Origin of the sequence: Ramlibacter cellulosilyticus, assembly GCF_014297465.1 — a bacterium.
Taxonomy (GTDB): domain Bacteria; phylum Pseudomonadota; class Gammaproteobacteria; order Burkholderiales; family Burkholderiaceae_C; genus Ramlibacter; species Ramlibacter cellulosilyticus.
On record NZ_JACORT010000006.1, the window covers coordinates 163,065 to 186,387 of the forward strand.

General features: G+C 70.3%; 23 protein-coding genes. 8 read left to right on the top strand and 15 right to left on the bottom strand.

The window, feature by feature from the left end:
* Window positions 1–3 precede the first annotated feature (3 nt).
* From H8N03_RS15320 to H8N03_RS15335, 4 genes are read right to left on the bottom strand one after another with little or no spacing between them, the layout of a single operon-like run.
* Window positions 4–855, bottom strand: coding sequence for a carbohydrate ABC transporter permease (locus H8N03_RS15320; RefSeq protein WP_187077071.1), 852 nt, complete (start codon window positions 853–855; stop codon window positions 4–6).
* Window positions 852–1,739: a carbohydrate ABC transporter permease gene (locus H8N03_RS15325; RefSeq protein WP_187077072.1), complete on the bottom strand. Its 888-nt coding sequence runs from the start codon at window positions 1,737–1,739 to the stop codon at window positions 852–854. Before H8N03_RS15325 ends, H8N03_RS15320 begins: the two co-directional genes overlap by 4 nt.
* Before the next feature lie 19 nt (window positions 1,740–1,758).
* On the bottom strand, window positions 1,759–3,144 hold the full coding sequence (locus H8N03_RS15330; protein ID WP_187077073.1) for an ABC transporter substrate-binding protein: 1,386 nt from the start codon (window positions 3,142–3,144) through the stop codon (window positions 1,759–1,761).
* Window positions 3,145–3,197: 53 nt separating this feature from the next.
* The gene (locus tag H8N03_RS15335) at window positions 3,198–4,154 is read right to left on the bottom strand and encodes a 2-hydroxyacid dehydrogenase (protein WP_187077074.1); all 957 of its coding nucleotides are present in this window, start codon (window positions 4,152–4,154) and stop codon (window positions 3,198–3,200) included.
* A gap of 65 nt (window positions 4,155–4,219) precedes the next feature.
* On the opposite strand from H8N03_RS15335, the gene H8N03_RS15340 reads away from it, so the two are divergent.
* Genes H8N03_RS15340 through H8N03_RS15355 form a run of 4 tightly spaced genes read left to right on the top strand, consistent with a single transcriptional unit; the run spans window position 4,220 to window position 8,300 of the window.
* Window positions 4,220–5,953 carry an IlvD/Edd family dehydratase gene (locus H8N03_RS15340; protein ID WP_187077075.1) on the top strand — a complete coding sequence of 578 codons (1,734 nt, stop codon included), beginning with the start codon at window positions 4,220–4,222 and terminating at the stop codon, window positions 5,951–5,953.
* A gap of 33 nt (window positions 5,954–5,986) precedes the next feature.
* On the top strand, window positions 5,987–6,868 hold the full coding sequence (locus H8N03_RS15345) for a 2-dehydro-3-deoxygalactonokinase (RefSeq protein ID WP_187077076.1): 882 nt from the start codon (window positions 5,987–5,989) through the stop codon (window positions 6,866–6,868).
* On the top strand, window positions 6,865–7,509 hold the full coding sequence (locus tag H8N03_RS15350; RefSeq protein ID WP_187077077.1) for a 2-dehydro-3-deoxy-6-phosphogalactonate aldolase: 645 nt from the start codon (window positions 6,865–6,867) through the stop codon (window positions 7,507–7,509). Before H8N03_RS15345 ends, H8N03_RS15350 begins: the two co-directional genes overlap by 4 nt.
* Window positions 7,506–8,300 carry an SDR family NAD(P)-dependent oxidoreductase gene (locus H8N03_RS15355; RefSeq protein ID WP_187077078.1) on the top strand — a complete coding sequence of 265 codons (795 nt, stop codon included), beginning with the start codon at window positions 7,506–7,508 and terminating at the stop codon, window positions 8,298–8,300. Before H8N03_RS15350 ends, H8N03_RS15355 begins: the two co-directional genes overlap by 4 nt.
* Here H8N03_RS15355 and H8N03_RS15360 read toward each other — a convergent pair.
* From H8N03_RS15360 to H8N03_RS15375, 4 genes are all read right to left on the bottom strand, one after another.
* Complete coding sequence (locus H8N03_RS15360; RefSeq protein ID WP_187077079.1) at window positions 8,297–8,497, bottom strand: CopG family transcriptional regulator; 201 nt, start codon at window positions 8,495–8,497, stop codon at window positions 8,297–8,299. The genes H8N03_RS15355 and H8N03_RS15360 overlap by 4 nt on opposite strands.
* Window positions 8,498–8,558: 61 nt before the next feature.
* Window positions 8,559–8,738, bottom strand: a complete 180-nt coding sequence (locus tag H8N03_RS15365) for a ribbon-helix-helix protein, CopG family (RefSeq protein WP_187077219.1) — start codon at window positions 8,736–8,738, stop codon at window positions 8,559–8,561.
* A gap of 209 nt (window positions 8,739–8,947) precedes the next feature.
* On the bottom strand, window positions 8,948–10,177 hold the full coding sequence (locus tag H8N03_RS15370; protein ID WP_187077080.1) for an MFS transporter: 1,230 nt from the start codon (window positions 10,175–10,177) through the stop codon (window positions 8,948–8,950).
* Window positions 10,170–10,625, bottom strand: a complete 456-nt coding sequence (locus H8N03_RS15375) for a MarR family winged helix-turn-helix transcriptional regulator (protein WP_187077081.1) — start codon at window positions 10,623–10,625, stop codon at window positions 10,170–10,172. Before H8N03_RS15375 ends, H8N03_RS15370 begins: the two co-directional genes overlap by 8 nt.
* Window positions 10,626–10,680: 55 nt before the next feature.
* Between H8N03_RS15375 and H8N03_RS15380 the strand changes: the two genes are divergently transcribed.
* Entirely contained in the window at window positions 10,681–11,208 is a 528-nt protein-coding gene (locus tag H8N03_RS15380) for a PaaI family thioesterase (protein WP_255428231.1), read from the top strand.
* 135 nt (window positions 11,209–11,343) lie between these two features.
* Here H8N03_RS15380 and H8N03_RS15385 read toward each other — a convergent pair whose 3' ends face one another.
* Both H8N03_RS15385 and H8N03_RS15390 read right to left on the bottom strand, forming a co-directional pair.
* Window positions 11,344–15,081: a translocation/assembly module TamB domain-containing protein gene (locus tag H8N03_RS15385; RefSeq protein WP_187077083.1), complete on the bottom strand. Its 3,738-nt coding sequence runs from the start codon at window positions 15,079–15,081 to the stop codon at window positions 11,344–11,346.
* The gene (locus H8N03_RS15390) at window positions 15,081–16,913 is read right to left on the bottom strand and encodes an autotransporter assembly complex protein TamA (RefSeq protein ID WP_255428232.1); all 1,833 of its coding nucleotides are present in this window, start codon (window positions 16,911–16,913) and stop codon (window positions 15,081–15,083) included. The genes H8N03_RS15385 and H8N03_RS15390 overlap by 1 nt, the downstream gene beginning before the upstream one ends.
* A 104-nt stretch (window positions 16,914–17,017) precedes the next feature.
* On the opposite strand from H8N03_RS15390, the gene gloA reads away from it, so the two are divergent.
* Window positions 17,018–17,413, top strand: a complete 396-nt coding sequence (gene gloA, locus H8N03_RS15395; protein ID WP_187077085.1) for a lactoylglutathione lyase — start codon at window positions 17,018–17,020, stop codon at window positions 17,411–17,413.
* Between the two features lie 11 nt (window positions 17,414–17,424).
* On the opposite strand, the gene H8N03_RS15400 is transcribed toward gloA, so the two are convergent.
* From H8N03_RS15400 to edd, 3 genes are read right to left on the bottom strand one after another with little or no spacing between them, the layout of a single operon-like run.
* Window positions 17,425–17,940 (bottom strand): DUF1697 domain-containing protein, encoded by a 516-nt coding sequence (locus tag H8N03_RS15400; protein WP_187077086.1) that lies wholly within the window; start codon window positions 17,938–17,940, stop codon window positions 17,425–17,427.
* Between the two features lie 5 nt (window positions 17,941–17,945).
* Complete coding sequence (eda, locus tag H8N03_RS15405) at window positions 17,946–18,599, bottom strand: bifunctional 4-hydroxy-2-oxoglutarate aldolase/2-dehydro-3-deoxy-phosphogluconate aldolase (RefSeq protein WP_187077087.1); 654 nt, start codon at window positions 18,597–18,599, stop codon at window positions 17,946–17,948.
* Window positions 18,590–20,413 (bottom strand): phosphogluconate dehydratase, encoded by a 1,824-nt coding sequence (gene edd / locus H8N03_RS15410; protein WP_187077088.1) that lies wholly within the window; start codon window positions 20,411–20,413, stop codon window positions 18,590–18,592. Before edd ends, eda begins: the two co-directional genes overlap by 10 nt.
* Before the next feature lie 144 nt (window positions 20,414–20,557).
* On the opposite strand from edd, the gene H8N03_RS15415 reads away from it, so the two are divergent.
* A complete protein-coding gene (locus H8N03_RS15415; RefSeq protein ID WP_187077220.1) occupies window positions 20,558–21,109 on the top strand; it encodes a gamma-glutamylcyclotransferase in 552 nt (183 codons plus the stop codon).
* Window positions 21,110–21,168: 59 nt separating this feature from the next.
* Here H8N03_RS15415 and H8N03_RS15420 read toward each other — a convergent pair whose 3' ends face one another.
* Window positions 21,169–21,699, bottom strand: coding sequence for a nucleotidyltransferase family protein (locus H8N03_RS15420; RefSeq protein ID WP_187077089.1), 531 nt, complete (start codon window positions 21,697–21,699; stop codon window positions 21,169–21,171).
* Window positions 21,700–21,725: 26 nt separating this feature from the next.
* Between H8N03_RS15420 and pdxH the strand changes: the two genes are divergently transcribed.
* A complete protein-coding gene (pdxH, locus tag H8N03_RS15425; protein ID WP_187077090.1) occupies window positions 21,726–22,376 on the top strand; it encodes a pyridoxamine 5'-phosphate oxidase in 651 nt (216 codons plus the stop codon).
* A gap of 285 nt (window positions 22,377–22,661) precedes the next feature.
* On the opposite strand, the gene msrA is transcribed toward pdxH, so the two are convergent.
* Window positions 22,662–23,201 (bottom strand): peptide-methionine (S)-S-oxide reductase MsrA, encoded by a 540-nt coding sequence (gene msrA, locus H8N03_RS15430; protein ID WP_187077091.1) that lies wholly within the window; start codon window positions 23,199–23,201, stop codon window positions 22,662–22,664.
* Window positions 23,202–23,323: the final 122 nt, after the last annotated feature.

Sequence of the window (23,323 nt, forward strand, 5' to 3'; positions counted from 1 at the left end):
GGGTCAGCTCTTCACCGCGCCGGCGGTGAGGCCGGACACCATGTAGCGCTTGAACGCGTAGTAGATCGCCGCCGGCGGCAGCGCGTAGATCAGGCCCGTGGCCATCAGCAGCTCCCAGGGCGAATCGTCGGCCGAGAGGAAGCTGCCCAGCGCCACGCCCAGCGTCGTGCTCTTGTCGTCCGACAGCAGCAGGAAGGCGTAGAGGTACTCGTTCCAGGCCAGCAGCAGCGCATAGGTGCCCACCGCCACCAGCGAGGGCACCATCAGCGGCAGGTACACGAGCCGGAACAGCTGCAAGGGCGTGGCGCCGTCCATGCGCGCGGCCTCGTCGAGTTCGTGCGGCAGCTTGTCCGAGGCCTGCTTCAGCACCCAGATGCAGTAGGGCGAGGCGATGGTGACCATCGCGAGGATCAGCGCCCACTGGTTGTTCAGGAGGCCGTAGTTGCCCATCGCCTTGTACATCGGGACCGCGAGGAAGGCCGCCGGAATGAAGTAGGTGAAGAGCGCCAGGTTCATCACCGTGCGGCCGCCCGGCACCTTCAGGCGCGAGATCGCGAAGGCGGCGCAGGTCGCGACGAACAGCGTGAGGGCGCCCACCGTCACCGCGATCAGCACCGAGTTCCACATCTGCAGCCAGAAGTGGTTCAGGTAGTGGTGCTGCTCCTTGAAGACGATCGCGAAGTTCTGCAGCGTCGGCTCCTTGGGCCAGATGCGGCCGGAGGTCGCCGAGTCCTTGCTCGAGATGGCGAACAGGAACAGGTGGTAGATCGGGATCATGGTCCACAGGAACACGGGGATCCCGATCAGCAGCAGCTTGGTTTCCGCCGCCACGGCGCGCCAGGAAATCTTCTTCATTTCGACAGCCGCTTCATCATGAAGTAGACGAGGGGCAGCACGAGCGGCAGGGCCACCACGATCGCCGCCATGGCGAGGTCGACCTGGTCCAGGCGCAGGTAGCGGATGCCCAGGGTCGCGAGCACGTGCGTGAGGTCGGCGGGGCCGCCGCCGGTGAGCAGGTACACGCTGTTGAAGTCGCCCAGCGTCCAGATCATCGAGAGGATCGTCGACGTGAGATACAGCGTCCGCATCGACGGCCAGGTGATGAAGCGGAACTTCTGCCAGGTGCTGGCGCCGTCCACCGCCGCAGCTTCGTACTGCTCCGCGGGAATCGCGAGGCGCCCGGCAACGAGGATCAGCGTCCAGAACGGCAGCGACTTCCAGATGTGCATCAGCATCGAGAAGGACAGGGCCAGCGTCGGGTCGTTCAGCCAGTTGGGCCCGTCCAGGCCGGTGAAGCGGAAGATCAGCGAGTTGATCACGCCCCACTCCGGGTTCAGCATGAAGCGCACGGAGAGGATCGTGGGAATGGAAGGCACGGCCCAGGGCAGGATGAACAGGGCCGAGAGGATCCGGATCCACCAGCGGCCCTGCACGAAGAAGCCCGAGAGCAGCAGCGCGACCGCCATCTTGAGGTTGATCGCGACCACCAGGAACACGACGGTGTTGATCGCGGTGCGGAAGAAGATCGGGTCGGCGAAGAGGTGTTCGTAGCTCGTGGGGTGCCGCGCGAGCCACAGGCCGTAGCCGACCGGGTAGAGCACGAACACCGCGAAGACCGCGAGGTACGGCAGCACCAGCACCCGACCCCAGAAGTCCCAGGTGCTGGTGGCGCGGCGCTTCGCCGCCGGCGCGGAGGCCGGCAGCGCGTCCGCGCTGGTCGTCACGATGGTCGTGTTCATGGCCCGGCCTGCGCGCGGCTTACTGCGGGCTGCCCGCCACCGTCTTGATGCGGGCGATCATCTCGTCGACCGCCTTGTCCACCGGCACCTTCTCGTTCAGCACGCGGTTGGCCGCCTTGGCCCACACGTTCTCGTTGTTCAGGACCGTGAAGCGGTAGTTCTTGGTGAACTCGAAAGGCGTGGTGCCGCTCATGAACTGGTTGTAGACGGCGGTGCGGTGCGGGTCCTGCTTCCAGAACGCGCTCTGCTGGCCGGCCTTGGTCACAGGGAACCAGCGGCCCAGCGAGCCCTCCACGTAAGGCGTGAGGTTCTCGTCCTGCAGCAGGAAGGCCACGAACTCCTTGGCGCGCTGCTTGTTCTTCGCGGCGCTGAAGATCACGCCCGTCTTCACGGCGGCGCGATACACCATCTTGGAGCCGTCCGGCTTCATCGGGAAGCCCGCAGTCGCGATGTTGTCGGTGTAGTTCTTCTTCGCGGCGGCGCGCTGGGCGTCCGTCAGCGAGGCGTTGTTGGCGTCGTCCAGCCACTTCGCGGCGATGGAGATCGTGGCGTTGTGCGTGAGCACCGTCGTCTTGTTGTGGAAGGCGACGTTGTTGTCCGGGTCCTTCCAGCTGGTGGAGGACGGCGGCGAGCAGCCCTTGCTGTACACCGAGGTGTAGTCGGTGAGCGCGTTGACCAGCCCCTGCTTGACCGCGGGGTCGTCCACCAGCAGCTTGCCCGAATCGTTGACCAGCTTGACGTTGTACGCGTCCATGAAGGTCAGGAAGGAATAGAAGGAGTCGCTGGAATCCACGCCGAGCGGCTGGCCGATGCCGAACACGCGCTGGCCGGTCTTCTGGCGCTCGGCGGGCTGCACCTTGTCGCACCAGAAGCTCCAGTAGCCCTTCCAGTCCTTCGGGATGTCGCTGTCCTTGAAGCCCGCCTCGGCCAGCATGTCCTTCCAGTACTGGATGTGCATGGTCTGCTGCTTCAGCGGGAAGGCGTAGTAGGCGCGCTTCTTCGCCGCATCGTTGTACAGGAAGGTCGTGGACAGCGCGTTCGGCTCGAACTTGGCGCGCAGCGGGTCGATCACGCTGCTGATGTCCTCCAGCTTGCCGTCGTACGCCCACTTGGCGGTGACCTGGAAGTCGTAGACGTCGGCATACGCCACGTCGGGCGGGTTGCCGGAGTCCAGCGCCGCCACCGTCTTCGGGATCATGTCCTGGATCGGGTACTGCGACAGCTCGATCTTGACGTTCTTGTGCCTGGCCTCGTACTTCTTGATGGCCTCGAACAGCGCGTCGTCCTCGGCCTTGTAGAAGCCCTTGACCCACCAGACGGTGAGTTTCTCCTGCGCCATCGCGGGCGCCCCGGCCAGCAGGCCGAAGGCGATGCCCGCGGCGGCCAGAACCAGTCTCGTTTTCATGCCTTTTGTCTCCTGTGCTGTCGTGGTGGAAGAAACAGGGACCCGGCGCCGCGCTAGCGGCATTCGGGCACGGGACTCAAGAGCGGCTTGCCGGCGAAGTGCGCCTGCAGGTTGGCCAGGGCGAGGTCCGCCATCGCCTGCCGGGTTTCGTGGGTGGCGCTCGCCATGTGCGGGGTGAGCACCACGTTGTCCAGCGCGCGCAGGGCGGCGGGCACCTGCGGCTCGTTCTCGAACACGTCGAGGCCGGCGCCGGCGATCACGCCGTCCTGCAAGGCCTCGATGAGCGCCTGCTCGTCGACGACGGAGCCGCGCGCGACGTTCACGAGATAGCCCTTCGGGCCGAGGGCCTGCAGCACTTCGGCGTTGATCATGCGGCGCGTGGCTTCACCGCCGGGCGTGATGACGACCAGGAAATCGACCGCGGCCGCAAGCGCCTTCGCGGATGGGTGGTAGGGAAAGGCGACGCCGGACTGCTGCGTGCGGCCCGTGTACGCGATGGACATGCCGAAGCCCTGCGCGCGCGCCGCGATCGCCTTGCCGATGCGCCCCAGCCCCACGATGCCCAGGCGCTTGCCCGACATGCGGGTGGCCAGCGGCATGTTGCCCTGCTCCCACCGGCCCTCGCGCACGTAGCGGTCGGCCTGCGGCACCTTGCGGGCGATGGAGAGCATCAGCGCCAGCGCGAGGTCCGCGACCTCGTCGTTCAGCACGTCGGGCGTGTGCGTCACCGGAATGCCGCGTTCCTTCGCGGCGGGCACGTCCACCTTGTCGTAGCCCACGCCCATGATGGACACCATCTCCAGGGCAGGCAGCTTGTCCATGAGGGCGCGCGGCACCTGCGAATCGCCGCCGCCGGTCACGGCGCGGATCGTCGGGGCGACGCGCGCGAATTCCTCCGGGTTGGTTTCGTGCAGGCGGTCGTGCACCGTGAAGTGCGCGCGCAGCGGTTCCAGGAAGAACGGCGGCAGCTTCATGACGGCCAGCACGGCAGGACGCTGAGGATCGCTCATGGTTTGTCCGTAAAGGGGTCGCAATCGTATGACCATAAGATGGTTCATCGATCAGGACCAACCCTATGACACCGCCCCGCAAGAAACCCGAGGAGCTGCGCTCGCAGCAATGGTTCGGCCGCCAGGACCGCGACGGCTTCGCATACCGCAGCTGGGTGAAAGGCAAGGGCGTGCCGCACGACCAGTTCGACGGCCGCCCCGTCATCGGCATCTGCAACACCTTCAGCGAACTCACGCCGTGCAACTCGCACTTCCGCACGCTGGCGGAGCAGGTGAAGATCGGCGTGTACGAAGCGGGCGGCTTTCCGCTCGAATTCCCCGTGATGTCGCTCGGGGAGACGATGCTGCGTCCCACCGCGATGCTCTATCGCAACCTCGCGAGCATGGACGTGGAGGAATCGATCCGCGGCAACCCCATCGACGGCGTGGTGCTCCTCATGGGATGCGACAAGACGACGCCTTCGCTGATGATGGGCGCGTCCAGCGTGGACCTGCCCACCATCGGCGTGTCGGGCGGGCCCATGCTTTCGGGCAAGTGGCGCGGCCAGGAGCTCGGCTCCGGCACCGGCGTGTGGAGCATGAGCGAGCAGGTGCGCGCCGGCACGCTGAAGCTGCAGGACTTCTTCGAGGCCGAGAGCTGCATGCACCGCAGCCACGGCCACTGCATGACGATGGGCACGGCCTCCACCATGGCGAGCATGGTCGAAGCGCTGGGCGTGGGCCTGCCGGGCAACGCGGCCTATCCCGCCGTCGACGGGCGCCGCAACGTGCTCGCGCGCATGGCGGGGCGGCGCATCGTGGAGATGGTGCACACGGACCAGAAGCTGTCGTCGATCCTCACGCGCGAGGCTTTCGAGAACGCGATCAGGACGCTGGCGGCCATCGGGGGATCGACCAACGCGGTCATCCACCTGATCGCGATCGCCCGCCGCATCGGCGTGGAGCTCTCCATCGAGGACTTCGACCGCCTCGGCAGCGAGATGCCTTGCCTGGTGAACCTGCAGCCCTCGGGCCAGCACCTGATGGAGGACTTCTGCTACGCCGGTGGCCTGCCGGTCGTGATGAAGGAAATCCAGGACCACCTGCACCTGGACGCGGTCACCGCCAGCGGCAAGTCCGTGCGCGAGAACATCGCCGACGCGCAGAACTGGAACAAGGAAGTGATCCAGCCGCTCGACGCGCCGTTCAAGGAGAAGGCGGGCATCGCGGTGCTGCGCGGGAACCTCGCGCCGCGCGGCGCGGTGATCAAGCCGAGCGCCGCCACGCCCAAGCTGATGGTGCACCGCGGTCGCGCGGTGGTGTTCGAGGACATCGAGGACTTCCACGCGCGCATCGACGACGAGAACCTCGACGTCGACGAGAGCTGCGTGCTGGTGCTGAAGAACTGCGGGCCCAAGGGCTACCCCGGGATGGCCGAAGTGGGCAACATGCCGCTGCCGCCCAAGGTGCTGCGCAAGGGCATCACGGACATGGTGCGCATCAGCGATGCGCGCATGAGCGGCACGGCCTACGGCACCGTGGTGCTGCACACCGCGCCCGAAGCCGCCGCGGGCGGGCCGCTCGCGCTGGTGCGCAACGGCGACATCATCGAGCTGGACGTCCCGAAGCGCCGCATCCACCTGGAAGTGAGCGACGAGGAACTCGCGCGCCGCCAGGCTGCGTGGAAGCCCCCGACGCCCAAGCTGGACTCCGGCTACTGGAAGCTGTACACGGACCACGTGCTGCAGGCCGACCAGGGCGCGGACCTGGACTTCCTGGTCGGCAAGCGCGGGGCTTTCGTGCCGCGGGACAACCACTGAAGACGGAAGGCGGAAGGCGGACAGGCGAACGCAATGCTCATCGCCGTCGACTGGGGCACCTCCTCCCTCCGCGCCGCCCGCATCGCCGCGGACGGCACGGTGCTCGAACAACGCGCCTCCCAGCGCGGCATCCTCACCGTCCCGGCTGGCGGCTTCCCTGGCGTGCTGCACGAGGCCTGCGGCGACTGGCTGGAGGATCCCGCCGCGCTCTGCCTCGTCAGCGGTATGGCGGGCAGCCGCCAAGGGTGGGTCGAGGCGCCATACTGCCCGTGCCCCGCCGGCTTCGGCGAACTCGCACAGGCGCTGCTCTGGGTGGAACCCCGGCGCATCGCCCTCGTGCCGGGGCTCTCCTGCGAAGCGGACGGCGTCCCCGACGTCATGCGCGGCGAGGAGGTGCAGGTGTTCGGCGCGATGGCGCTCCTGGGCGCGCAGCACGGCACCTTCGTGCTGCCCGGCACGCACAGCAAGTGGGTGCGCGTCGACGCGGGACGCGTGCAGTCGTTCGCCACCTGCATGTCGGGCGAGTTCTATGCGCTGCTGCGACAGCACTCGATCCTCGCGCGCACCTTGCCGCAGGACGATGGCGCGCTGGACGAGGCCGCTTTCGTGCGCGGCGTGCAGCACGCGCAGCGCAGCGGCAGCCTGCTGCACGCGGCGTTCAGCGCACGCACGCTGTCGCTGTTCGACCGGCTCGACACGCCTGTGGCGCCCAGCTACCTCTCCGGCCTCGTGATCGGCGAGGAACTGCGGTTGCAGGCGCGCGATGCCGGTGACGTGGTCCTGGTGGGCAGCCCGCAGCTCACACGCCGCTATGCGATCGCGCTCGCAGCGCTGGGCCGCGGCAGCCGCGCCCTCGGCGCCGAGGCCACCTGGCGCGGGCTGTGGGCCCTCGCCCGTTCCCTGGAGTCCGCATGAACACATCGCTCGCGGCCGCCTGGCAAGGCGCAGTCGGCGCACTGCCGCTGGTGGCCATCCTCCGCGGGATCCGTCCCGACGAGGCCGAAACCGTCGGCAACGTGCTGCACGGTGCCGGCTGGCGGCTGCTGGAAGTGCCGCTCAATTCGCCCGAGCCGCTCGCGAGCATCGCCACGCTGGCCCGGCGCTTCCCCGACGCGATCGTCGGCGCGGGCACCGTGCGCACCGAAGACGAAGTCCGCGCGGTGCACACCGCGGGGGGCCGGCTCATCGTGTCGCCGCACTTCGATGCACGCGTCGTGCGCGCCGCCGCGGCGCTCGGCATGGTGGCGCTGCCCGGTGTGATGACGCCCACGGAGGCCTTCGCGGCGCTGGACGCCGGTGCCACCGGGCTCAAGCTGTTTCCCGCGGAAGTGATCCCCCCGGCAGCCGTGAAAGCCGTGCGCGCGGTGCTGCCACAAGACGTGCTGCTGTTCCCGGTCGGCGGCATCGCGCCGGCCACGATGGCACCGTACCGCGCCGCGGGCGCGAACGGCTTCGGCATCGGCTCGGCGCTCTACCAGCCCGGCCGCGATGGCGATGCGATCGCCGCGTCCGCGCAAGCGTTCGCGGACGCCTGGACGGGTACGATCCGCACATGACCAGCGCCCCCCCGACCCCGTCCACCAGCGTCCAGTTCGGCCTGCGCGACCGCGTGTGCATCGTCACCGGCGCGTCGCAAGGCATAGGCGAGGCCTGCGCCCGCCGCTTCGCGCGCGAGGGCGCGAAAGTGGTGATCGCCGACATCGAGGACGCGCGCGGCCAGGCGCTCGCGCAGGAACTGCAGGGGCTCTTCGTCCACTGCGACGTGGGCGACAAGGCGCAGGTGGACACGCTGGTCGCCAAGACGATGCTCAGCCACGGCCGCATCGACGTGCTGGTGAACAACGCGGGGATCTTCAAGGCCGCGGACTTCCTCGAGATCACCGAAGCCGACTACGACGCGGTGCTGCGCGTGAACCTCAAAGGCTCCTTCCTCGTCGGCCAGGCCGTGGCGCGCGAGATGGCGAAGGCGGGCCGCGGCGCGATCGTGAACATGAGCTCGGTGAACGCGGTGCTGACCATCCCGAGCATCGCCACCTACAACATGAGCAAGGGCGGGATCAACCAGCTCACGCGCGTGATGGCCCTGTCGCTCGCGGACAAGGGCGTGCGCGTCAACGCCGTGGCGCCCGGCACCATCGCGACGGAGCTTGCGGCAAAGGCCGTGCTCACGAGCGAGGAAGCGAAGGCGCGCATCATGACGCGCACGCCGATGAAGCGCCTCGGCGAACCGTGGGAAGTGGCGGACGTCGTGGCTTACCTCGCCAGCGATGCGGCGAGCTACGTGACGGGGGAGATCGTCGTCGTCGACGGCGGGCGCATGACCCTGAACTACACGGTGCCGGTCTAGCGCTTTCGGGCGGGCACTGCCGCCTTGCGCGGCGCGCGGCGCGTCGCAGGCTCCGGCTCCTGCTGTTCCATGAACTCGCGGATGAGCCGGCGGACCACCTGCGAGGGCGTCATGTCCTGCGTGCGGCACAACTCCTCGAAGGCCAACTTCTTCGCCGGGTCGATCAGGATCGTCAGCCTTGCAGTCTTGAGCTCCATGCGCGCGCGGTGTCCGATGTTAATCGGATTGTAATTCCTTTCCGCGGGCGACGGTGCGCGTTCATTCCGGCTGCGCGCTGGCGGTGCCGGTGTAGCTCACGCCATGCTTCGCGAGGTAGTCGCGGATCAGTTGCCGCACTACCTGCGAGGCTGTGATGTCCTGCGATGCGCAGAGTTGCTCGAAGGCTTTCTTCTTCTCCGCGTCAATGAGGACGGTGAGGCGTGCAGGTTTGTCTTCCATGCGATCGTTCTGCTTTCCGGACATGATAATACTGTGCACCTATCATGTGAGTCGGATGGTAGTACTTTCGCGCGGCTCGGGTTCGGGGAAACCCACCGACAGCGCATCGGTCTCTGGCTCTTCGTTTTGTAGGCCGGCGCCAACGCTGAGTCAATGGCAAACGCCTCGGCCGGGCGGCGGGGGCGGTGCGGGCGCGCTGCTGCGAGCGCTCAGGCGGCGGCTGCGGCGGCCGGGCTGCGCGCGGGCAGCGGCGCCTCGCGGATGGGCAGGTGCACCAGCGCCGCGCCGGCGGCCAGCACGACGTCCATGTACCAGAACCAGTCGTAGGCACCGGTCCACTCGTACACCTTGCCACCCAGCCAGGAGCCGAAGAAGGCTCCCACCTGGTGCGTGAGCATGACCACGCCGAACAGCGTCGCCATGTTGGCAGGCCCGAAGAACTTCGCGACCAGCCCGGCGGTGGGCGGAACGGTCGACAGGTAGCTGAGGCCCATGACCGCCGCGAAGAGCAGCACGACGGTTCCCGTCTTCGGCGCGAACAGGAAGGCCAGCACCGCGAGCCCCCGCACGGCATAGATGAAGGCGAGCAGCGACTTGGAACGCCAGCGGCCCATCGCCCAGCCCACCGCGAGGCTGCCCGCGATGTTGAACAGGCCGATGATCGCAAGCGCCCAGCCGCCCCATTGCGTCGGCAGGCCGCAGGCTTCGATCACGCCCGGCAGGTGCACGGCGAGGAAGGCGACGTGGAAGCCGCAGACGAAGAAGCCCGCGGCGAGCAGCACGTAGCTCGGGTTGCGCAGCGCCTCGCGCACCGCGTGCCCGGCGCCGACCGGCTTCTGCGCCGCGGCGCCTTCCGCTCGCGCACCGGTGCCACGCAGCACCCACGCCGCCGGCAGGCACAGGAGCACCATGACGCCCAGCACCTGCATCGCCGAGGCCCAGCCCATGCCCACGATCAGTGCCGCGGCGATCGGCGCGGTGGCGAACTGGCCGAAGGAGCCGCCTGCATTCACGATGCCGGTGGCGATGCCGCGGCGGGCGGGTTCGATCATCCGCATGCTGGCGGACATCAGCACTGCCGGGCCCGCCATCCCGGAGCCGCCCGCCGCCAGCACGCCGATCGCGAAGATCAGGCCCAGGGTGGTGGTCATGAAAGGCGTGAGCACCGTGCCGAGCGCCATCAGGGCAAGGCCCACGACGAGCACGCGGCCGGCGCCGTAGCGATCCGCCATGGCGCCCGCAAAGGGTTGCGTGAGGCCCCACCACAACTGGCCGAACGCGAACGCCAGGCTGATGCTGCCGAGGCCGAGCCCTGTCGACGTGTTCAGCGCCGGCAGGAAGAGGCCCATGCTCTGCCGGCTGCCCATCGTCAGCGCGAAGGTGCCGGCCGCCGCCAGCAGCACCAGCCAGAACGCGGTGCGGCGCGTGGCATCACTCATGGATCTCTCCTTCGGGAAGGTCGGCCAGCAGGTCCTGACACTCGTCGAGCAGCGCGTGCAACGCTAGCACACGGTCCGCGCCGAGTCGCGCGTTCAGTGACTCCTGCGCCACACGCCAGCGGCGCTGCGCCTCGGTGCGCTTCTCGCGCCCGGCGGCCGTCGCCGTCACGAGGCGGCTGCGCGCATCGGGGCCGGGCTCCATCGCAAGCAGGCCCGCATCGAGCAGCGGGCGCAGGTTGCGCGTGAGCGTCGAGGCATCCACCTTCATGGCGCGCGCCAGGTCCACGGGCCGGATGGGACCGAGCTTCACCACGTACGACAGCAGCGAGTACTGCGTGCCGCGCAAGCCCGTCTTGCCGACCTCGGCGTCGTAGAGCTGCGCCACGCGGCGCATCAGCTGGCGCAGCTTGAGGTTGGTGCAGCCCTGCGGCTTGACAGCGGTGTCCATGCGGACTATTGTAGCTGCAACTATTGCATATGCAAGTTTTTCGACCGAGGTGACGATGGACCGACTGGAAGAGTGGCTGGCGCAGGAGCGCGAGGTGCAGCAGCGGCTGGATGCCGGCGCGGGCTGCGGGGTGGCGACGCCGCAGCAGGTGGTGGGCCGCAGCGGCCTGGAGTTGCTGCAGGCCATGTTGCGCGGCGAGCTGCCGTACCCGCCGATCGCGCGCACGCTGGACTTCCAGCTGCTGGAAGTCGGTGAAGGGCGTGCCGTGTTCCAGGGCCAGCCCGGGCCGGCGCACCTGAATCCCATGGGCGGCATCCACGGCGGCTGGTATGCGACGCTGCTCGATTCCGCGCTCGGCTGCGCGGTGCACACCATGATGCCGCCGGGCCGCGGCTACACGACGGCCGAACTGGGCGTGAACCTGGTGAAGGCCATCGGCACGAAAGTGCAGCGCGTGCGCGCCGAGGGCCGCGTGCTGCATTGCGGGCGGCAGCTCGCGACGGCGGAAGCGAAGCTGGTGGGGCCGGACGGGACCCTGTATGCGCACGCGACGACGACGTGCCTGGTGTTCGAGATGAAGTGAGTGGTCATCGGTGGGGTTCGCGTGCGCTCACCTTCCGCCGCTGGCGCGGCGCCACCCTACATGGAGGCAGGCTTTGTAGGGTGGGGACGCGCCAGCGTCCGCAGGTGAGCGCATGCGAACCCCACCGATCGTCGTTCACTGGAAACTGAACGTCCAGATCAGGTCCAGCCCCGTCCTCTCCCCCGCCTCCGCCCGCACCGTCAGCTTGCGCGACACGTCGTAGAACAGGTACAGCGTGCCCATCGCCCCCTGCAGGCTGCGCTCGTACGCCGCATAGAAGTTCTCCGCGAAGCGCTTGCCCACGCGCACGACGGCGCCGCTCGTGCTGTCCGGCGTGACGCTCAGGTCGTCGAGCCCCAGGCTGCCCGCGATGCCCTTGCCCTTGCCGCCGCGGCCCGCCAGCAGCGCGGTGGCGGCGCGCTGCAGCAGCGCGGTCTCGGCACCGCTGCCCGCCGACGACCGCCCCAGCACCACGTACGACAGCGTCTCCGCGTCCGACAGCCCCGCGTCCGAATACAGCTCCACGTGCGGCGACTGCGCGCGGCCCGTCACCTGCACGCCGACCTTCTGCACCATGTTCGGCCGGATCGCGAGGATGTCCAGCGCCGGGTTGTCCGGCGGGCCGGTGAAGCGCAGCTCGCCGCGATCGATCTTCATGCGCTGCCCGTACGCTTCGTAGGTGCCGCCCACCGTCTGGATCACGCCGACGATCTGCGGCGTGCCGCTGGCGCTGCCCTGCACCTCCACCGTGCCGGCGAGGCGCGTGTCGAGGCCGCGGCCGCTCACGCGGAAGTCCGGCCCGAGGTCGAACGCCAGCCGCAGGTCGAGGCGGGAGCCGCCCTCCGCCGCAGGGGGCCGCTTGCGTCGTTCCTCCTCCGTCGCCGCCACGCCGCCCGCGTTGCGCACGACCACGTCTTCGCCGAGGCGCGGAGGACTTTCGTCCGGCACCTGGATGCGCGCGCGGTCCACGCGCAGGTTGCCGGTCACGCGCGTGCCGCTGCGGTCCATGCGTGCGGCCGCCGTCCCCGACACCGTGAGCTGCCGGTCGCTGCGCACGCTGGCGCGCAACTGGGAGAGCTGCGCGTCCACGCTGAAGCGCGGCCCTTCGGCCGTCCAGCTGCCTTCGCCCGTCGCCACCAGGCTGCCGCCGTCGCCGCCGCCTTGCTGGCTGCCGTGCAGCACGAACTCGGTCACCACCACCTTGCGCCCGGCGAGCTCGGCGCGCACCCGCCCGTTGCGCAGTTCGATGCCATCGACCACGGAGCGCAGCGCGAGTTCGTCCGCACGCAAGGTGCCCGAGAGGTCCGGCTGCGCGCGCGTGCCCGCGAACTGCACGTCCGCGACGAGCGAGCCGCGCAGCCGCCACCCGGGCGGCGCCAGCAGCGACCACACGCCGATGCGCGGCAGGTTCGCCTGCAGCCGCCCCGACAAGGGCGCCTGCTCCGGCCAGGCCCAGCCATCGCCGGACCGCACCAGCCGGCTGCGCACCACGCCCTCCGCGTGTCCCGCCCGCTCGCTGTCCCACAGCAGGCGGAACTCCAGTTGGTCGCCCACGGTGCTCGCGGTCACGCGCGCCTCGCGGACGCCCGCCGTCACGCGGGCCGTGCCGCCGTCGGCCGTTTCGGCAAGCACGTTCACGTCGCCGCGCACGCGCGCCAGCGATGCGTCCACGCGCACGGTCGATCCGAGCTGCGCATTCCACTGCGCGTCGAAGACGAGGTCGCCGGAGAGCGCGGCGCCTCCCAGCTGTGCGCCGCCGACCAGCTCCAGCCACGCGAGCGGCAGGCCCGACAGCCGTCCCGCCGTCGTGAGCTGCCCGCCTTGACGCCGCACGGGCGACCAGGCGAGCACCGCGTCGGTCGCCCCGGCGCCGCTGCGCATCGCGGGCGCGCGCAGCAAGGCTTCCCCGGCACCGACTTCGATGGTGCCGCCCGCCGCGCGCCAGTCCACCGGCCGCTGCAGTTCGAGCCGCCAGGGCCCCGGCGTGATGGAAGGATCGAGCATTTGCACGTCGAGCGTCGCCACGTTGCCGCGCCAGGACGTCGCAGTGCCCGGTTGCATGCCGAGCCGCCCCCGCGTCGCGAGCGAAACCTGCCGCTGCCCTTGTTCCGCCTGTCCGCGCAGGTCGAGCGCCGCATCGCGCAGCCGGCCTTGCACCTGCAGCACCGCGTCGCGCACGGTCCAGGCCGGTGGCGCCCCGCTGTCGGCCGGTGGCGGCGACTGCCAGCCCACCGAACGCGCGGTCGCGCGCGCCTGCACGGTCGGGTCGCGCCAGCCGCCCTGCCAGGCGACTTGCGCATCGGCCTGGCCGCGCAAGGCCAGGTCGCGCACCGCGGCGCCCGCGCCCGGCCAGCGGGCGATCCAGCGTTGCAGGCGGGCGAGGTCGCCGGCCTGCAGTTCCGCGTTGCCCTGCCCGCGCGTCTCGGCGAGGCTGCCGCGCGCCTGCAGCTGCAGCCCCGGCGCGCGCAATTCCAGGCGGCCGCTGCCGGCACGCGCCGCGATCGCGACCTCGCCCTCGCCCTCCAGCTGCGCATCGCTCGTGCGCACGCGCAGCACGGACAGGCGCAAGGTGTCGCCCGACCAGCGCCCCGTGGCGGTCACGTCGCGCAGGTCCAGCGTGTCGAGCACGGCGGGCGCCTTGCGGCCCGGGCGGCCGGCCGCGAGCGCGACGTCGAAGCCGACGGCGCGGCCTTCGCCATCGAGCTTCAGCGGCCCCGAGAGCGGCAGCGACGCCAGCGCCGTGTGCAGCTGCGCCGGGTCGACGCCGTCCACGCGCCCTTCGAAGCGCCATCCCTCGCCCTGCCAGCGGCCGTTGCCTTCCACCGTGCCGCCGCCGGCCTGCGCCGACAGGGACTCCAGCAGCGCCGTGCCCTCGCGCCACTCCGCGGCACCTCGCAGCGACGCCAGCGGCAGACGCCCGCTGTCCCACGGCCCCGCGAGGCCGTTGCGCACGTCCGCCTGCAGCCGGAACACGTTGCCCGGCTGCGGCCGCACCTGCAGCGTGCCGGACAGCGAAGTGCGCGGCGCCGACGGCCAGAACAGCGCCGCGTCGATCGCACGCAGCTCCGCATCGGCGCGCGGCACGGGCATCTTCGCGAAAGGCGTGAGCCGTGCCTGCACGGTCGCCGACGGCGCCTCGCCCGTGCTGCCGCTGCGCGCCGCCTTCAGTTGCGCGCGGACCGCCACGGCGGCCGCCGGGCCCTCCGCCTTCGCTTCGAGCTCCAGCGGCACGGCACGACCGCCCTCGGGCATGGGCGGCGTGAAGCGCCCTCGCAGCTTCGCGTCGATGGTGAGCGGCGCGATCGCGAGCAACGCCAGGTCGCCGCTGTAGCTGCCGCCCGCCACCTGCAGCGACTGCACCGAGGCGCGGTGCCGCAACCCGTCGAAGGCATAGGCCGCCTCGAGCTGCGACGCCTCGACTTGCGTCCGCCCTTCGTACTTCAGGCTGCCCACCTTCAGCGACTCGACCTCCACCCGCCACGGCAGGCGCAGGTTCTCCGGCTCCTTCAGCGGCTCGTCGTCTTTCGGCCGCGTGTCCACGACGCGCGCACGCGCGACGTGCACGAGCTGCAGCTGCAAGGTGCGGTTCAGCATCGCGAGCGGCTGCCATTCGAGCCGGATGTCCTCGGCTTCCAGGCGCAGCCCGTCGCGCTCCCACACGATGCGGTCCACGTGCCAGCCGCCGCGCAGCGACCCCGTCACGCCCTCGCTTTGCAGCGGCACGCTGCCGCCGATGCGGCGCAAGGTCCACTCCAGCGAGCCTTCCTGCCCCGCCCACCACCACAACACGGCGGCGGCGAGCGCGAGCAGCAGGCCGAAGCCCACGAGGACCCGCACGGTCCAGCGCGCCAGGGAAGCAGCCGCGGCTTTCATCAGAAGACGAATCCTGCGCTGAAATGCAGCCGGAAGCGCTTCGCCTCCAGCCCGTACGCGATCGCAGCCTCGATCGGGCCCACGGGACTGCGCCAGCGCACGCCCGTGCCCACGCCGACGCGGGCGCGCAGCTCGGACGGCTTGTCGGCCACGGCGCCCGCATCCACGAACAGCGTGTGCTCGAAGGCCGAAGGCTGGCCGCGCACGCGGATCGGCCGCTGCCACTCGACGCTGCCCACCGTCATGTAGCGGCCCGGGCCGATGAGGCCGTCCGGCAGCTCCACGCCGATATCCAGGTACTTGTAGCCGCGCACGGAGGTGTCGCCGCCGGTGCGGAACAGCTGCGTGAACGGCACCTCGGCCTGCGGCTTCGCGAACACGGCGCCCGCTTCGGCCCGCAGCTCCAGCCGGCCGGAAGACAGGGGGCGGTACCCGAGCCAGCGCACCAGCGACCGCTGGAACGGCTGGTTGTTGCCTTCCAGCGTGAGGCCCCCGCCCAGCTCGAAGCCGATGCCGTAGCCCGAGGTGGGCGACTGCACGTTGTCGAAGTAGCGGCCGGTCCAGATGTAGTTGACGGTGAACGCGGAGCCGTCGCCGGTGTCCGCGCTGGTCAGCGGCACGTTGCGCGGGTTCTGCACGCGCGCCCGCTCGTACTGCACGTACCAGTTGCGGTCGATGCGGTCGCCGTTCTTGAAGCGGCCGGCGCGCAGGCGCTGCGAGTGCGTCACGAGCCGGTCGTCGTCCAGCTTCTCGCCGCGCGCCAGCACGGACCAGCGCCAGCCGTCCTCGTCGGGGATGTCGGTCCACTCCGTCTGCGCGTACGGGTTCTTCTTCTCCGCCTGCAGCTTGGTGACGGCGCGCCAGCCGATGCCGGGCACGCGATTGTGCGTGTGTTCCGCCGTCAGGCGCGGGCCGCCGTCGGTGGTGAAGCCCACGCCCAGAACCAGCTTCTGCAGCGGCGCCTCGCGCACGGTCACCTGCACCGGCGCCGCGTTCGGGTCCGACTCCGGATCCACATAGATGAACGCCGAATCGAAATAGCCGCTGCCCGTGAGGCGCAACTGGGCCTGCACGATCTGCTCCTGGTCGTACACGGTGCCTTCGGGCAGGCGCGCCAGGCGCGAGACCAGCAGCGGGTCGTAGCGCTGCGTGCCGGTGACCTGCAGGGCGCCGAGGCGGTAGACGGGACCGGAGTCGAGGCGCAGGCCGAGGCGGGCGGAGGCCGTGGCCGCATCGACATCGGCCAGGCTGTAGCTGATGCGCCCGGCCGGATAGCGGCGCGCGAGCAGCGCGCGCGTGGCGACCGACTTGGCCCGGTCCCACCCGGTCTGGGTGAAGGGCTGGCCCGCCGGCAGGCTCCAGCCGCTGCGGATGCCTTCGCGCTGGGCGGCGGCCTCCGGGTCGGCGCTGGTGGCGATGTCGCCCTCGAACTCCACGCGCGCTTCCGACACGGTGGTGCGGCGCCCCGGTTCGACGGTGACGACCAGCGTCGTGCGCGCCCCGGGCTCGCGCGCGATGCGCACCTGCGGGTCGAAATAGCCTTGCGTGGCGAGCAGCTCGCGCGCGTCCTTCTCGCCGAGCACCACCAGCCGCGCGATCTCGGCGTCGTCGAGGTCGCTCACCTCCCGGTAGCGGCGCAACTCCAGGTTGTTCTCCAGGATCTCCTTGAGCGGGTCCGGCGCGCGCACCACGAGGTCGAACGCCGGCGGGGCCTTGGCTTCCGGGCCGGGCGCAGGCGCCAGGCCGGGAGGAACGGGGGCGTCGGCGGGCTGCGCGACGACGGCGGTCGCCAGCAAGGCCAGGCCCGCGGCCGCCAGGAGGGTGCGGATCATGAAGGGCAGAACTATCGCCGGGCTGCGCATGCCGCGCCGTAGGCGCAAGCCGACGCTTGCACGCTTCGCATGGTCGAGCTGGGGCCGGTGGCTATCATGGACACATGCGAATTCTCCACACCATGCTGCGCGTCGGCGATCTCCAAAGGTCCATTGACTTCTACACGAAGGTGCTGGGCATGAACCTGCTGCGCACCACGGAGCGGCCGGAACAGAAGTACTCGCTGGCCTTCGTGGGCTACGGCACGAACCCGGAGCACGCGGAACTGGAGCTCACCTACAACCACGGCGTCGAGCGCTACGAGATGGGCTCCGCCTACGGCCACATCGCCATCGGCGTGCCGGACGTGTACGCGTCCTGCGACCGCATCCGCGCCGCCGGCGGCAGCATCACGCGCGAGCCGGGCCCGGTCAAAGGCGGCACCACGGTGATCGCCTTCGTGGCGGACCCGGACGGGTACAAGATCGAGCTGATCCAGCGCGCGAACGCGTCCGCCTGACCCGGCGGCCGTCACGCCGCGGCGCAGACCTTCTTGAGCGTGTCCCACGTGCGCGTGGTCACGTCCTTGCCGAAAGTCTTCTCGATCAGGCGCATGAAGGCGGGGTCGTTCTCCAGCGGGACGTAAGCGCCGAACGCGATGCCGTCGGCGACGGCGAGGATGCTCGCCTGCTGCATCTCCACGGGCAGTTTCGCGCCGGCCCCGGCGCCGTCGGCGAGGAAGGTGACGATCCTCTTCGCGCCCGCGGGCAGCCGGAAGTGCCGGAACGGATCGTCCTCCACGATGCCGCGCAGGTCGTCCACGCGGCGCACGAAGGTGCGGAAGCCCTTTTCCAGGTGCTGCTCGGTCGCCGCCTGCGCCTTCTTCTCCAGCGCGCGGCGCGTGCCGCTGCCGCCGAAGACCACGTTGCCGCTGGCCAGGACCGTCCGGACCTCGGTGAAGCCCGCGGCCTCGTACGCCGCCTTCAGCTCGGCCATCCTGCAGTTCATGGGGCTGACGCCCCGCAGGAAGGCAGCCTGGCGCGGCATGCGCCTCAGGACCTCGGCAGCGCGGCCGCTTCCGTGGCCAGGCGCGTGATCCGCCCCCAGTCCTGCGCCGCCAGCGCGTCGGCCGGCGTCAGCCAGGAACCGCCCACGCAGGCCACGTTGGGCAGCGCCAGGAATTCGCGCGCGTTGCCCGCGGTGATGCCGCCGGTGGGGCAGAACTTCACGTCGTTGAAGGGACCGTGCCAGGCCTTGAGCATGCCCGCGCCGCCCGCAGGCACCGCCGGGAAGAACTTGAGGGCGGTGTAGCCGTCCTCCTGCGCCATCATGATCTCGCTGCCCGTCGCCACGCCGGGCAGCAGCGCGATGCCGAGGTCGTGGCAGGCCTTGCCCACGGCATGCGTGTAGCCCGGACTGACCGCGAAACGCGCGCCCGCGAGGGCCGCGGCCTGCGCGTCGGCGGCGCTTCGCACCGTTCCTGCGCCGACCACCGCGTCCGGCACTTCCTTCGCGATCGCCTCGATGCAGGCGAGCGCCACCGGCGTGCGCAGCGTCACTTCCAGCATGCGGATGCCGCCGGCCACCAGGGCTCGCGCGAGCGGCACGGCATGCGCCGTCTCCTGCAGCACGATGACGGGGATCACCGCCGCGTCCTGCATCACTTCCATCGGCGTGGGCCGCCGGTTCGCCATGTTCACAGCCATGTGCAGGCGCCCTCCTCTGCCGCCTTCGCATTGCGCCGCATGCCGGCGAAGAGTTCGCGGCCGACGCCGTGCGCATTCTGCTCGCGCTGCGCGTCGGTCATCGCGGCGGGCTGCCGCCGCGACCATTCGCTCGCATCCACCAGCGCCTCCAGGGTGCCGGCAGGAGCGTCCAGCCGCACGAGGTCGCCGTCGCGCAGCAGCGCCAGCGGCCCGCCGGCCGCCGCTTCCGGCGTGACGTGGATCGCGGCCGGCACCTTGCCGGAGGCGCCGCTCATGCGGCCGTCGGTCACCAGCGCCACGCGGAAGCCCTTGCCTTGCAGCACGGCGAGCGGAGGCGTCAGCTTGTGCAGCTCCGGCATGCCGTTCGCCTGCGGGCCCTGCCAGCGCACGACGCAGATGAGGTCGCGTTCGAGCTCGCCGGCCTTGAAGGCGGCGAGCAGCGCTTCCTGGCTGTCGAAGATGCGCGCGGGCGCCTCGATCACGTGCCGGTCTTCGGGCACGGCGGACACCTTGATCACGCTGCGTCCCAGGTTGCCCTTGAGCAGCTTGAGTCCGCCGGTGGGGCTGAAGGGCGCGTGCGCGGGGCGCAGGATGGTGTCGTCGCCGCTCGCGCCGATGTCGTTCCACGCGAGGCCGGCGTCCACTTCCGAGCGTGCGGGGATGCGCGTGTATTCGCGCAGGCCGCCTTCGCGCACCGTGAGCACGTCTTCGTGCATCAGGCCGGCGTCGAGGAGTTCGCGGATCACGTAACCCGGCCCGCCGGCATGCTGGAAGGCATTCACGTCGGCGGTGCCGTTCGGGTACACGCGGGCCAGCAGCGGCACGACGGAGGACAGGCGATCGAAGTCGTCCCAGTCGATCACGATGCCGGCCGAGCGCGCGACGGCGACCCAGTGGATCAGGTGGTTGGTGGAGCCGCCCGTGGCCAGCAGCGCCGCCATCGCGTTCACGATGCAGCGCTCGTCGACGATGCGGCCGATGGGCGCGTAGCGGCGGCTTTGCAGGATGCCGAGCGCGGTGCGCACCGCTTCGCGCGTGAGCTCCTCGCGCAGGCTGTCCTGCGGCTGGATGAAGGCGGCCCCCGGCACGTGCAGGCCCATGGCCTCCATCAGCATCTGGTTGCTGTTGGCGGTGCCGTAGAAGGTGCACGTGCCTTGCGTGTGGTACGCCTTCTCCTCGGCTTCCAGCAGTTCCGCGCGGCCCACGAGACCCTGCGCCGCCTTTTCGCGGACCTTCGCTTTCTCGGTATTGGAGAGGCCGCTGGGCATCGGGCCGCCCGGCACGAACACGGTCGGCAGGTGGCCGAAGTGCAGCGCGCCGATCAGCAGGCCGGGCACGATCTTGTCGCAGATGCCCAGCATCAGCGCGGCGTCGAAGACGTCGTGGCTCAGGCCCACGGCCGTGGCCATCGCGATCGTGTCGCGCGAGAACAGGCTCAGCTCCATGCCGGCGGTGCCCTGCGTCACGCCGTCGCACATGGCCGGCACGCCGGAGGCGACCTGCGCGCTCGCGCCCTGCTTGCGCGCCTCGTCCTTGATCACCTGCGGATAGCTGCCGTAGGGCGCGTGCGCCGACAGCATGTCGTTGTAGGCGTTGACGATCGCGATGTTGGGCGCGCGCTCGGCGACGACGCGGAACTTGTCGTTGGCGGGGATGCCGGCGAAAGCGTGGGCGACGTTGGCGCAGCCCATGCGGTCGGCGCCGCGGTCGCGGGCGGCGGCGGCTTCGATGCGGCTGAGATAAGCGGAGCGCGTGGGGCCGCTGCGTTCGCGGATGCGCTGCGTCACCGCCTCCAGGACGGGATGGACTTTCATGGGTTGCAGGAATGCTACCCCGCCGCGCAGCACTTGTGGCCCGTGCGCGGTACGAACCGGTTACCAACTTCCGGGCGTGCGCGCGCTCCGCTAGAGTTCCGCTTCGTGAGCGAACCCTTGAAGCCGCTGCGGGACCCCGCGGCCATGCTGGAAAAAGCGCTGTCCGAATGGGGCGGGGACGAAGACCTCTGGCTCTTCGGCTACGGCTCGCTCATCTGGCGGCCGGACTTCGACTATGCCGAGCGCCGGGCCGCGCGCGTGCACGGCTGGCATCGCGCCCTCAAGATGTGGAGCCGCATCAACCGCGGCACGCCCGAGCGGCCCGGCCTCGTCTTCGGCCTGCTGTCGGGCGGCTGCTGCCGCGGCGTGGTGTTCCGCATCCCGCGCGAGGAAGGCGGCGAGGTGCTGGCGCGCCTGTGGAAGCGCGAGATGGCCACCGCGGTGTACGACCCGCGCTGGCTCGCCGCGGAAACGCCGCAGGGGCGCGTGCGCGCGCTCGCATTCACGCTGTCGCGCAAGAGCCCGAGCCATACGGGGGAGCTCAGCGAGGAGGAATACCGGGCGATCTTCGCGTTCGCGTCGGGGATCTACGGGACGACGCTCGATTACGCGCATCGGACGCACGAGGAATTGCAACGGCACGACATCCGGGACAGGAACCTGGAGAAGCTGCTGCGCTTGATCCAGCGGGGTTGATGTGTCTGTGTAGGGTGGGCGGCGGAACGCCGCGAAGGTGAGCGAAGCAAACCCCACCGTCAGCGCATGCGCAGCAGCGCCTCCGCCCGCTCCAGGTCCGCGACGGTGTCGATATCCGTCACGATCCCCTCGTCCTCCAGCTCCAGCTTCATCGCCTGCGACGCCCGCACGATGGATGCCGCGCCCTCGGCTCCCGTGAGCGCCTGCAACGCGTCCCGATGCTCCGCCGCGAAACCGACCGGATGCCCGCGCATCCCGCGGTAGAACGGCAAGACCACGCTCGCACGACCCAGCGCCTCTGCCACCGCACGCAAGGACCCCGGCGCCACCAGCGGCAAGTCCCCCGGCAGCACCAGCCACCCGCCCGCATCCGCCGTGGCGCGCACACCGGCCGCGATCGAATCTCCCATCCCCGGATGCCCCGCATCCTCCACGTGGCAAGGCAACCCGCTCGCGCGCACCGCAGCGAGCGTGTGCTCGATCACGGGCCGCCCCGCGAGCAGCGCCTGCAGCTTGGACCCGCGCCCGCCGGAGGCGACGAAGCGCTCCCCGCGTCCGGAGGCGAGCACGAGCACGACGGGAGAGGCCATGCGGCATTGTGGGCGAGAATCGCGCCATGAGCAGCAGCACCGCCGACGGCATCGCCGCCCTGCGCAAGAGTTACGAGCGCGCCGAACTGGGCGAGGACGCCTCCCACGCCGATCCCCTGAAGCAGTTCGACCAGTGGATCACCGAGGCCATCGCCGCGCAGATCCCCGAGCCCAATGCCATGACGCTGGCCACCGTGGGCAGCGACTTGCGTCCCAGCACGCGCGTCGTGCTGGTGAAGGGCTACGACGCGCGCGGCATCGTCTGGTACACCAACTACGAGAGCCGCAAGGGCCTGGAACTGGCCGGCAACCCCTGGGCCGCCCTGCAGTTCCACTGGGTGGAGCTGGAGCGGGTGGTGCGCATCGAGGGCCGCGTGGAGAAGACCAGCGCGGAGGAAAGCGACGCGTATTTCGCGAGCCGTCCGCTCGACTCGCGCATCGGCGCCTGGGCCAGCCCGCAAAGCCAGGTGATCCCGGGGCGCAGCGTGCTGGTGGCCAACGCGGCGAAGTACGGGGCGCAGTACCTGCTGAACCCGCCGCGTCCGCCGCACTGGGGCGGGTACCGGCTGGTGCCGGACACGTGGCAGTTCTGGCAGGGGAGGAAGAGCCGGTTGCATGACCGGCTGCGGTACCGGCTCGATGAGGGGACGTGGGTGCGGGAGCGGCTGGCGCCTTGAGGGGGTGCTGGGGTGCGCTTCGCGCAACCCAGCCTACAGGGCAAGGCCCGTGCGCGTTCGTCGGGTTCGTCGCGTCCGTCGCGTTCGTCGCGTCCGTCGCGTTCGTCGCGTCCGTCGCGTTCGTCGCGTTCGTCGCGTCCGTCGCGTTCGTCGCGTTCGTCGCGTTCGTCGCGTTCGTCGCGTTCGTCGCGTTCGTCGCGTTCGTCGCGTTCGTCGGGTTCGTCGGGTTCGTCGGGTTCGTAGGCTGGGTTGCGCGAAGCGCACCCCAGCGACCCCGCGCCGCGCCTACTTCCTCGTCAACTCCACGAACGTCTTCCTGAACTTCGCCACCTTCGGCGCCGCCACCGCCAGGCAATAGCCCTGCGTCGGGTTCTTCTCGAAGAAGTCCTGGTGGTACGTCTCCGCCGGGTGGTAGTTCCGCAGCGGCTGCACCTCCGTGACGATGGGCCGCCCGAACAGTTTCTCCTGGCTCATCTGCCGGATCAGGTCGTCCGCCACCTGCTTCTGTTCCTCGGTCGTGTAGTAGATCCCGCTGCGGTACTGCGTGCCCACGTCGTTGCCCTGGCGGTTCATCTGCGTCGGGTCGTGCACGACGAAAAAGACCTGCAGCAGCTGGTCCAGGCTCACCTGCCGGGGGTCGTACGTCAGCTTGACGACCTCCGAATGGCCGGTGCGGCCGGTGCACACTTCCTCGTACGTCGGGTTGGGGGCATCGCCGTTGCTGTAGCCGGACTCCACGTCGGTGACGCCGCGCACTTCCTTGAACACCGCCTCGGTGCACCAGAAGCAGCCGCCGCCCAGCACGATTTGCTGCAGGTCGCTCATGTCGGTTCTCCTGCGGGCGACTGTACCCGCCGCCGCAAGGATGGGCTGCCTTGACGCGGCAAACCCCGCACAGCTACATTACTAACCAGTCAGTCATTAACTGCCGCCCACTCCGCCCCGGG

What these genes read in the sequence shown, in the direction of transcription:
- H8N03_RS15420 (WP_187077089.1), bottom strand. Translation starts at nt 21,699, where the DNA reads ATGGCCTCTCCCGTCGTGCTCGTGCTCGCCTCCGGACGCGGGGAGCGC.
- pdxH (WP_187077090.1), top strand. Translation starts at nt 21,726, where the DNA reads ATGAGCAGCAGCACCGCCGACGGCATCGCCGCCCTGCGCAAGAGTTAC.
- H8N03_RS15325 (WP_187077072.1), bottom strand. Translation starts at nt 1,739, where the DNA reads ATGAACACGACCATCGTGACGACCAGCGCGGACGCGCTGCCGGCCTCC.
- H8N03_RS15335 (WP_187077074.1), bottom strand. Translation starts at nt 4,154, where the DNA reads ATGAGCGATCCTCAGCGTCCTGCCGTGCTGGCCGTCATGAAGCTGCCG.
- H8N03_RS15330 (WP_187077073.1), bottom strand. Translation starts at nt 3,144, where the DNA reads ATGAAAACGAGACTGGTTCTGGCCGCCGCGGGCATCGCCTTCGGCCTG.
- H8N03_RS15320 (WP_187077071.1), bottom strand. Translation starts at nt 855, where the DNA reads ATGAAGAAGATTTCCTGGCGCGCCGTGGCGGCGGAAACCAAGCTGCTG.
- H8N03_RS15355 (WP_187077078.1), top strand. Translation starts at nt 7,506, where the DNA reads ATGACCAGCGCCCCCCCGACCCCGTCCACCAGCGTCCAGTTCGGCCTG.
- edd (WP_187077088.1), bottom strand. Translation starts at nt 20,413, where the DNA reads ATGAAAGTCCATCCCGTCCTGGAGGCGGTGACGCAGCGCATCCGCGAA.
- H8N03_RS15340 (WP_187077075.1), top strand. Translation starts at nt 4,220, where the DNA reads ATGACACCGCCCCGCAAGAAACCCGAGGAGCTGCGCTCGCAGCAATGG.
- H8N03_RS15365 (WP_187077219.1), bottom strand. Translation starts at nt 8,738, where the DNA reads ATGGAAGACAAACCTGCACGCCTCACCGTCCTCATTGACGCGGAGAAG.
- H8N03_RS15345 (WP_187077076.1), top strand. Translation starts at nt 5,987, where the DNA reads ATGCTCATCGCCGTCGACTGGGGCACCTCCTCCCTCCGCGCCGCCCGC.
- H8N03_RS15370 (WP_187077080.1), bottom strand. Translation starts at nt 10,177, where the DNA reads ATGAGTGATGCCACGCGCCGCACCGCGTTCTGGCTGGTGCTGCTGGCG.
- H8N03_RS15415 (WP_187077220.1), top strand. Translation starts at nt 20,558, where the DNA reads ATGCTGGAAAAAGCGCTGTCCGAATGGGGCGGGGACGAAGACCTCTGG.
- msrA (WP_187077091.1), bottom strand. Translation starts at nt 23,201, where the DNA reads ATGAGCGACCTGCAGCAAATCGTGCTGGGCGGCGGCTGCTTCTGGTGC.
- H8N03_RS15350 (WP_187077077.1), top strand. Translation starts at nt 6,865, where the DNA reads ATGAACACATCGCTCGCGGCCGCCTGGCAAGGCGCAGTCGGCGCACTG.
- H8N03_RS15400 (WP_187077086.1), bottom strand. Translation starts at nt 17,940, where the DNA reads ATGCCGCGCCAGGCTGCCTTCCTGCGGGGCGTCAGCCCCATGAACTGC.
- eda (WP_187077087.1), bottom strand. Translation starts at nt 18,599, where the DNA reads ATGGCTGTGAACATGGCGAACCGGCGGCCCACGCCGATGGAAGTGATG.
- H8N03_RS15385 (WP_187077083.1), bottom strand. Translation starts at nt 15,081, where the DNA reads ATGAAAGCCGCGGCTGCTTCCCTGGCGCGCTGGACCGTGCGGGTCCTC.
- H8N03_RS15375 (WP_187077081.1), bottom strand. Translation starts at nt 10,625, where the DNA reads ATGGACACCGCTGTCAAGCCGCAGGGCTGCACCAACCTCAAGCTGCGC.
- H8N03_RS15380 (WP_255428231.1), top strand. Translation starts at nt 10,681, where the DNA reads ATGGACCGACTGGAAGAGTGGCTGGCGCAGGAGCGCGAGGTGCAGCAG.
- H8N03_RS15390 (WP_255428232.1), bottom strand. Translation starts at nt 16,913, where the DNA reads ATGATCCGCACCCTCCTGGCGGCCGCGGGCCTGGCCTTGCTGGCGACC.
- gloA (WP_187077085.1), top strand. Translation starts at nt 17,018, where the DNA reads ATGCGAATTCTCCACACCATGCTGCGCGTCGGCGATCTCCAAAGGTCC.
- H8N03_RS15360 (WP_187077079.1), bottom strand. Translation starts at nt 8,497, where the DNA reads ATGGAGCTCAAGACTGCAAGGCTGACGATCCTGATCGACCCGGCGAAG.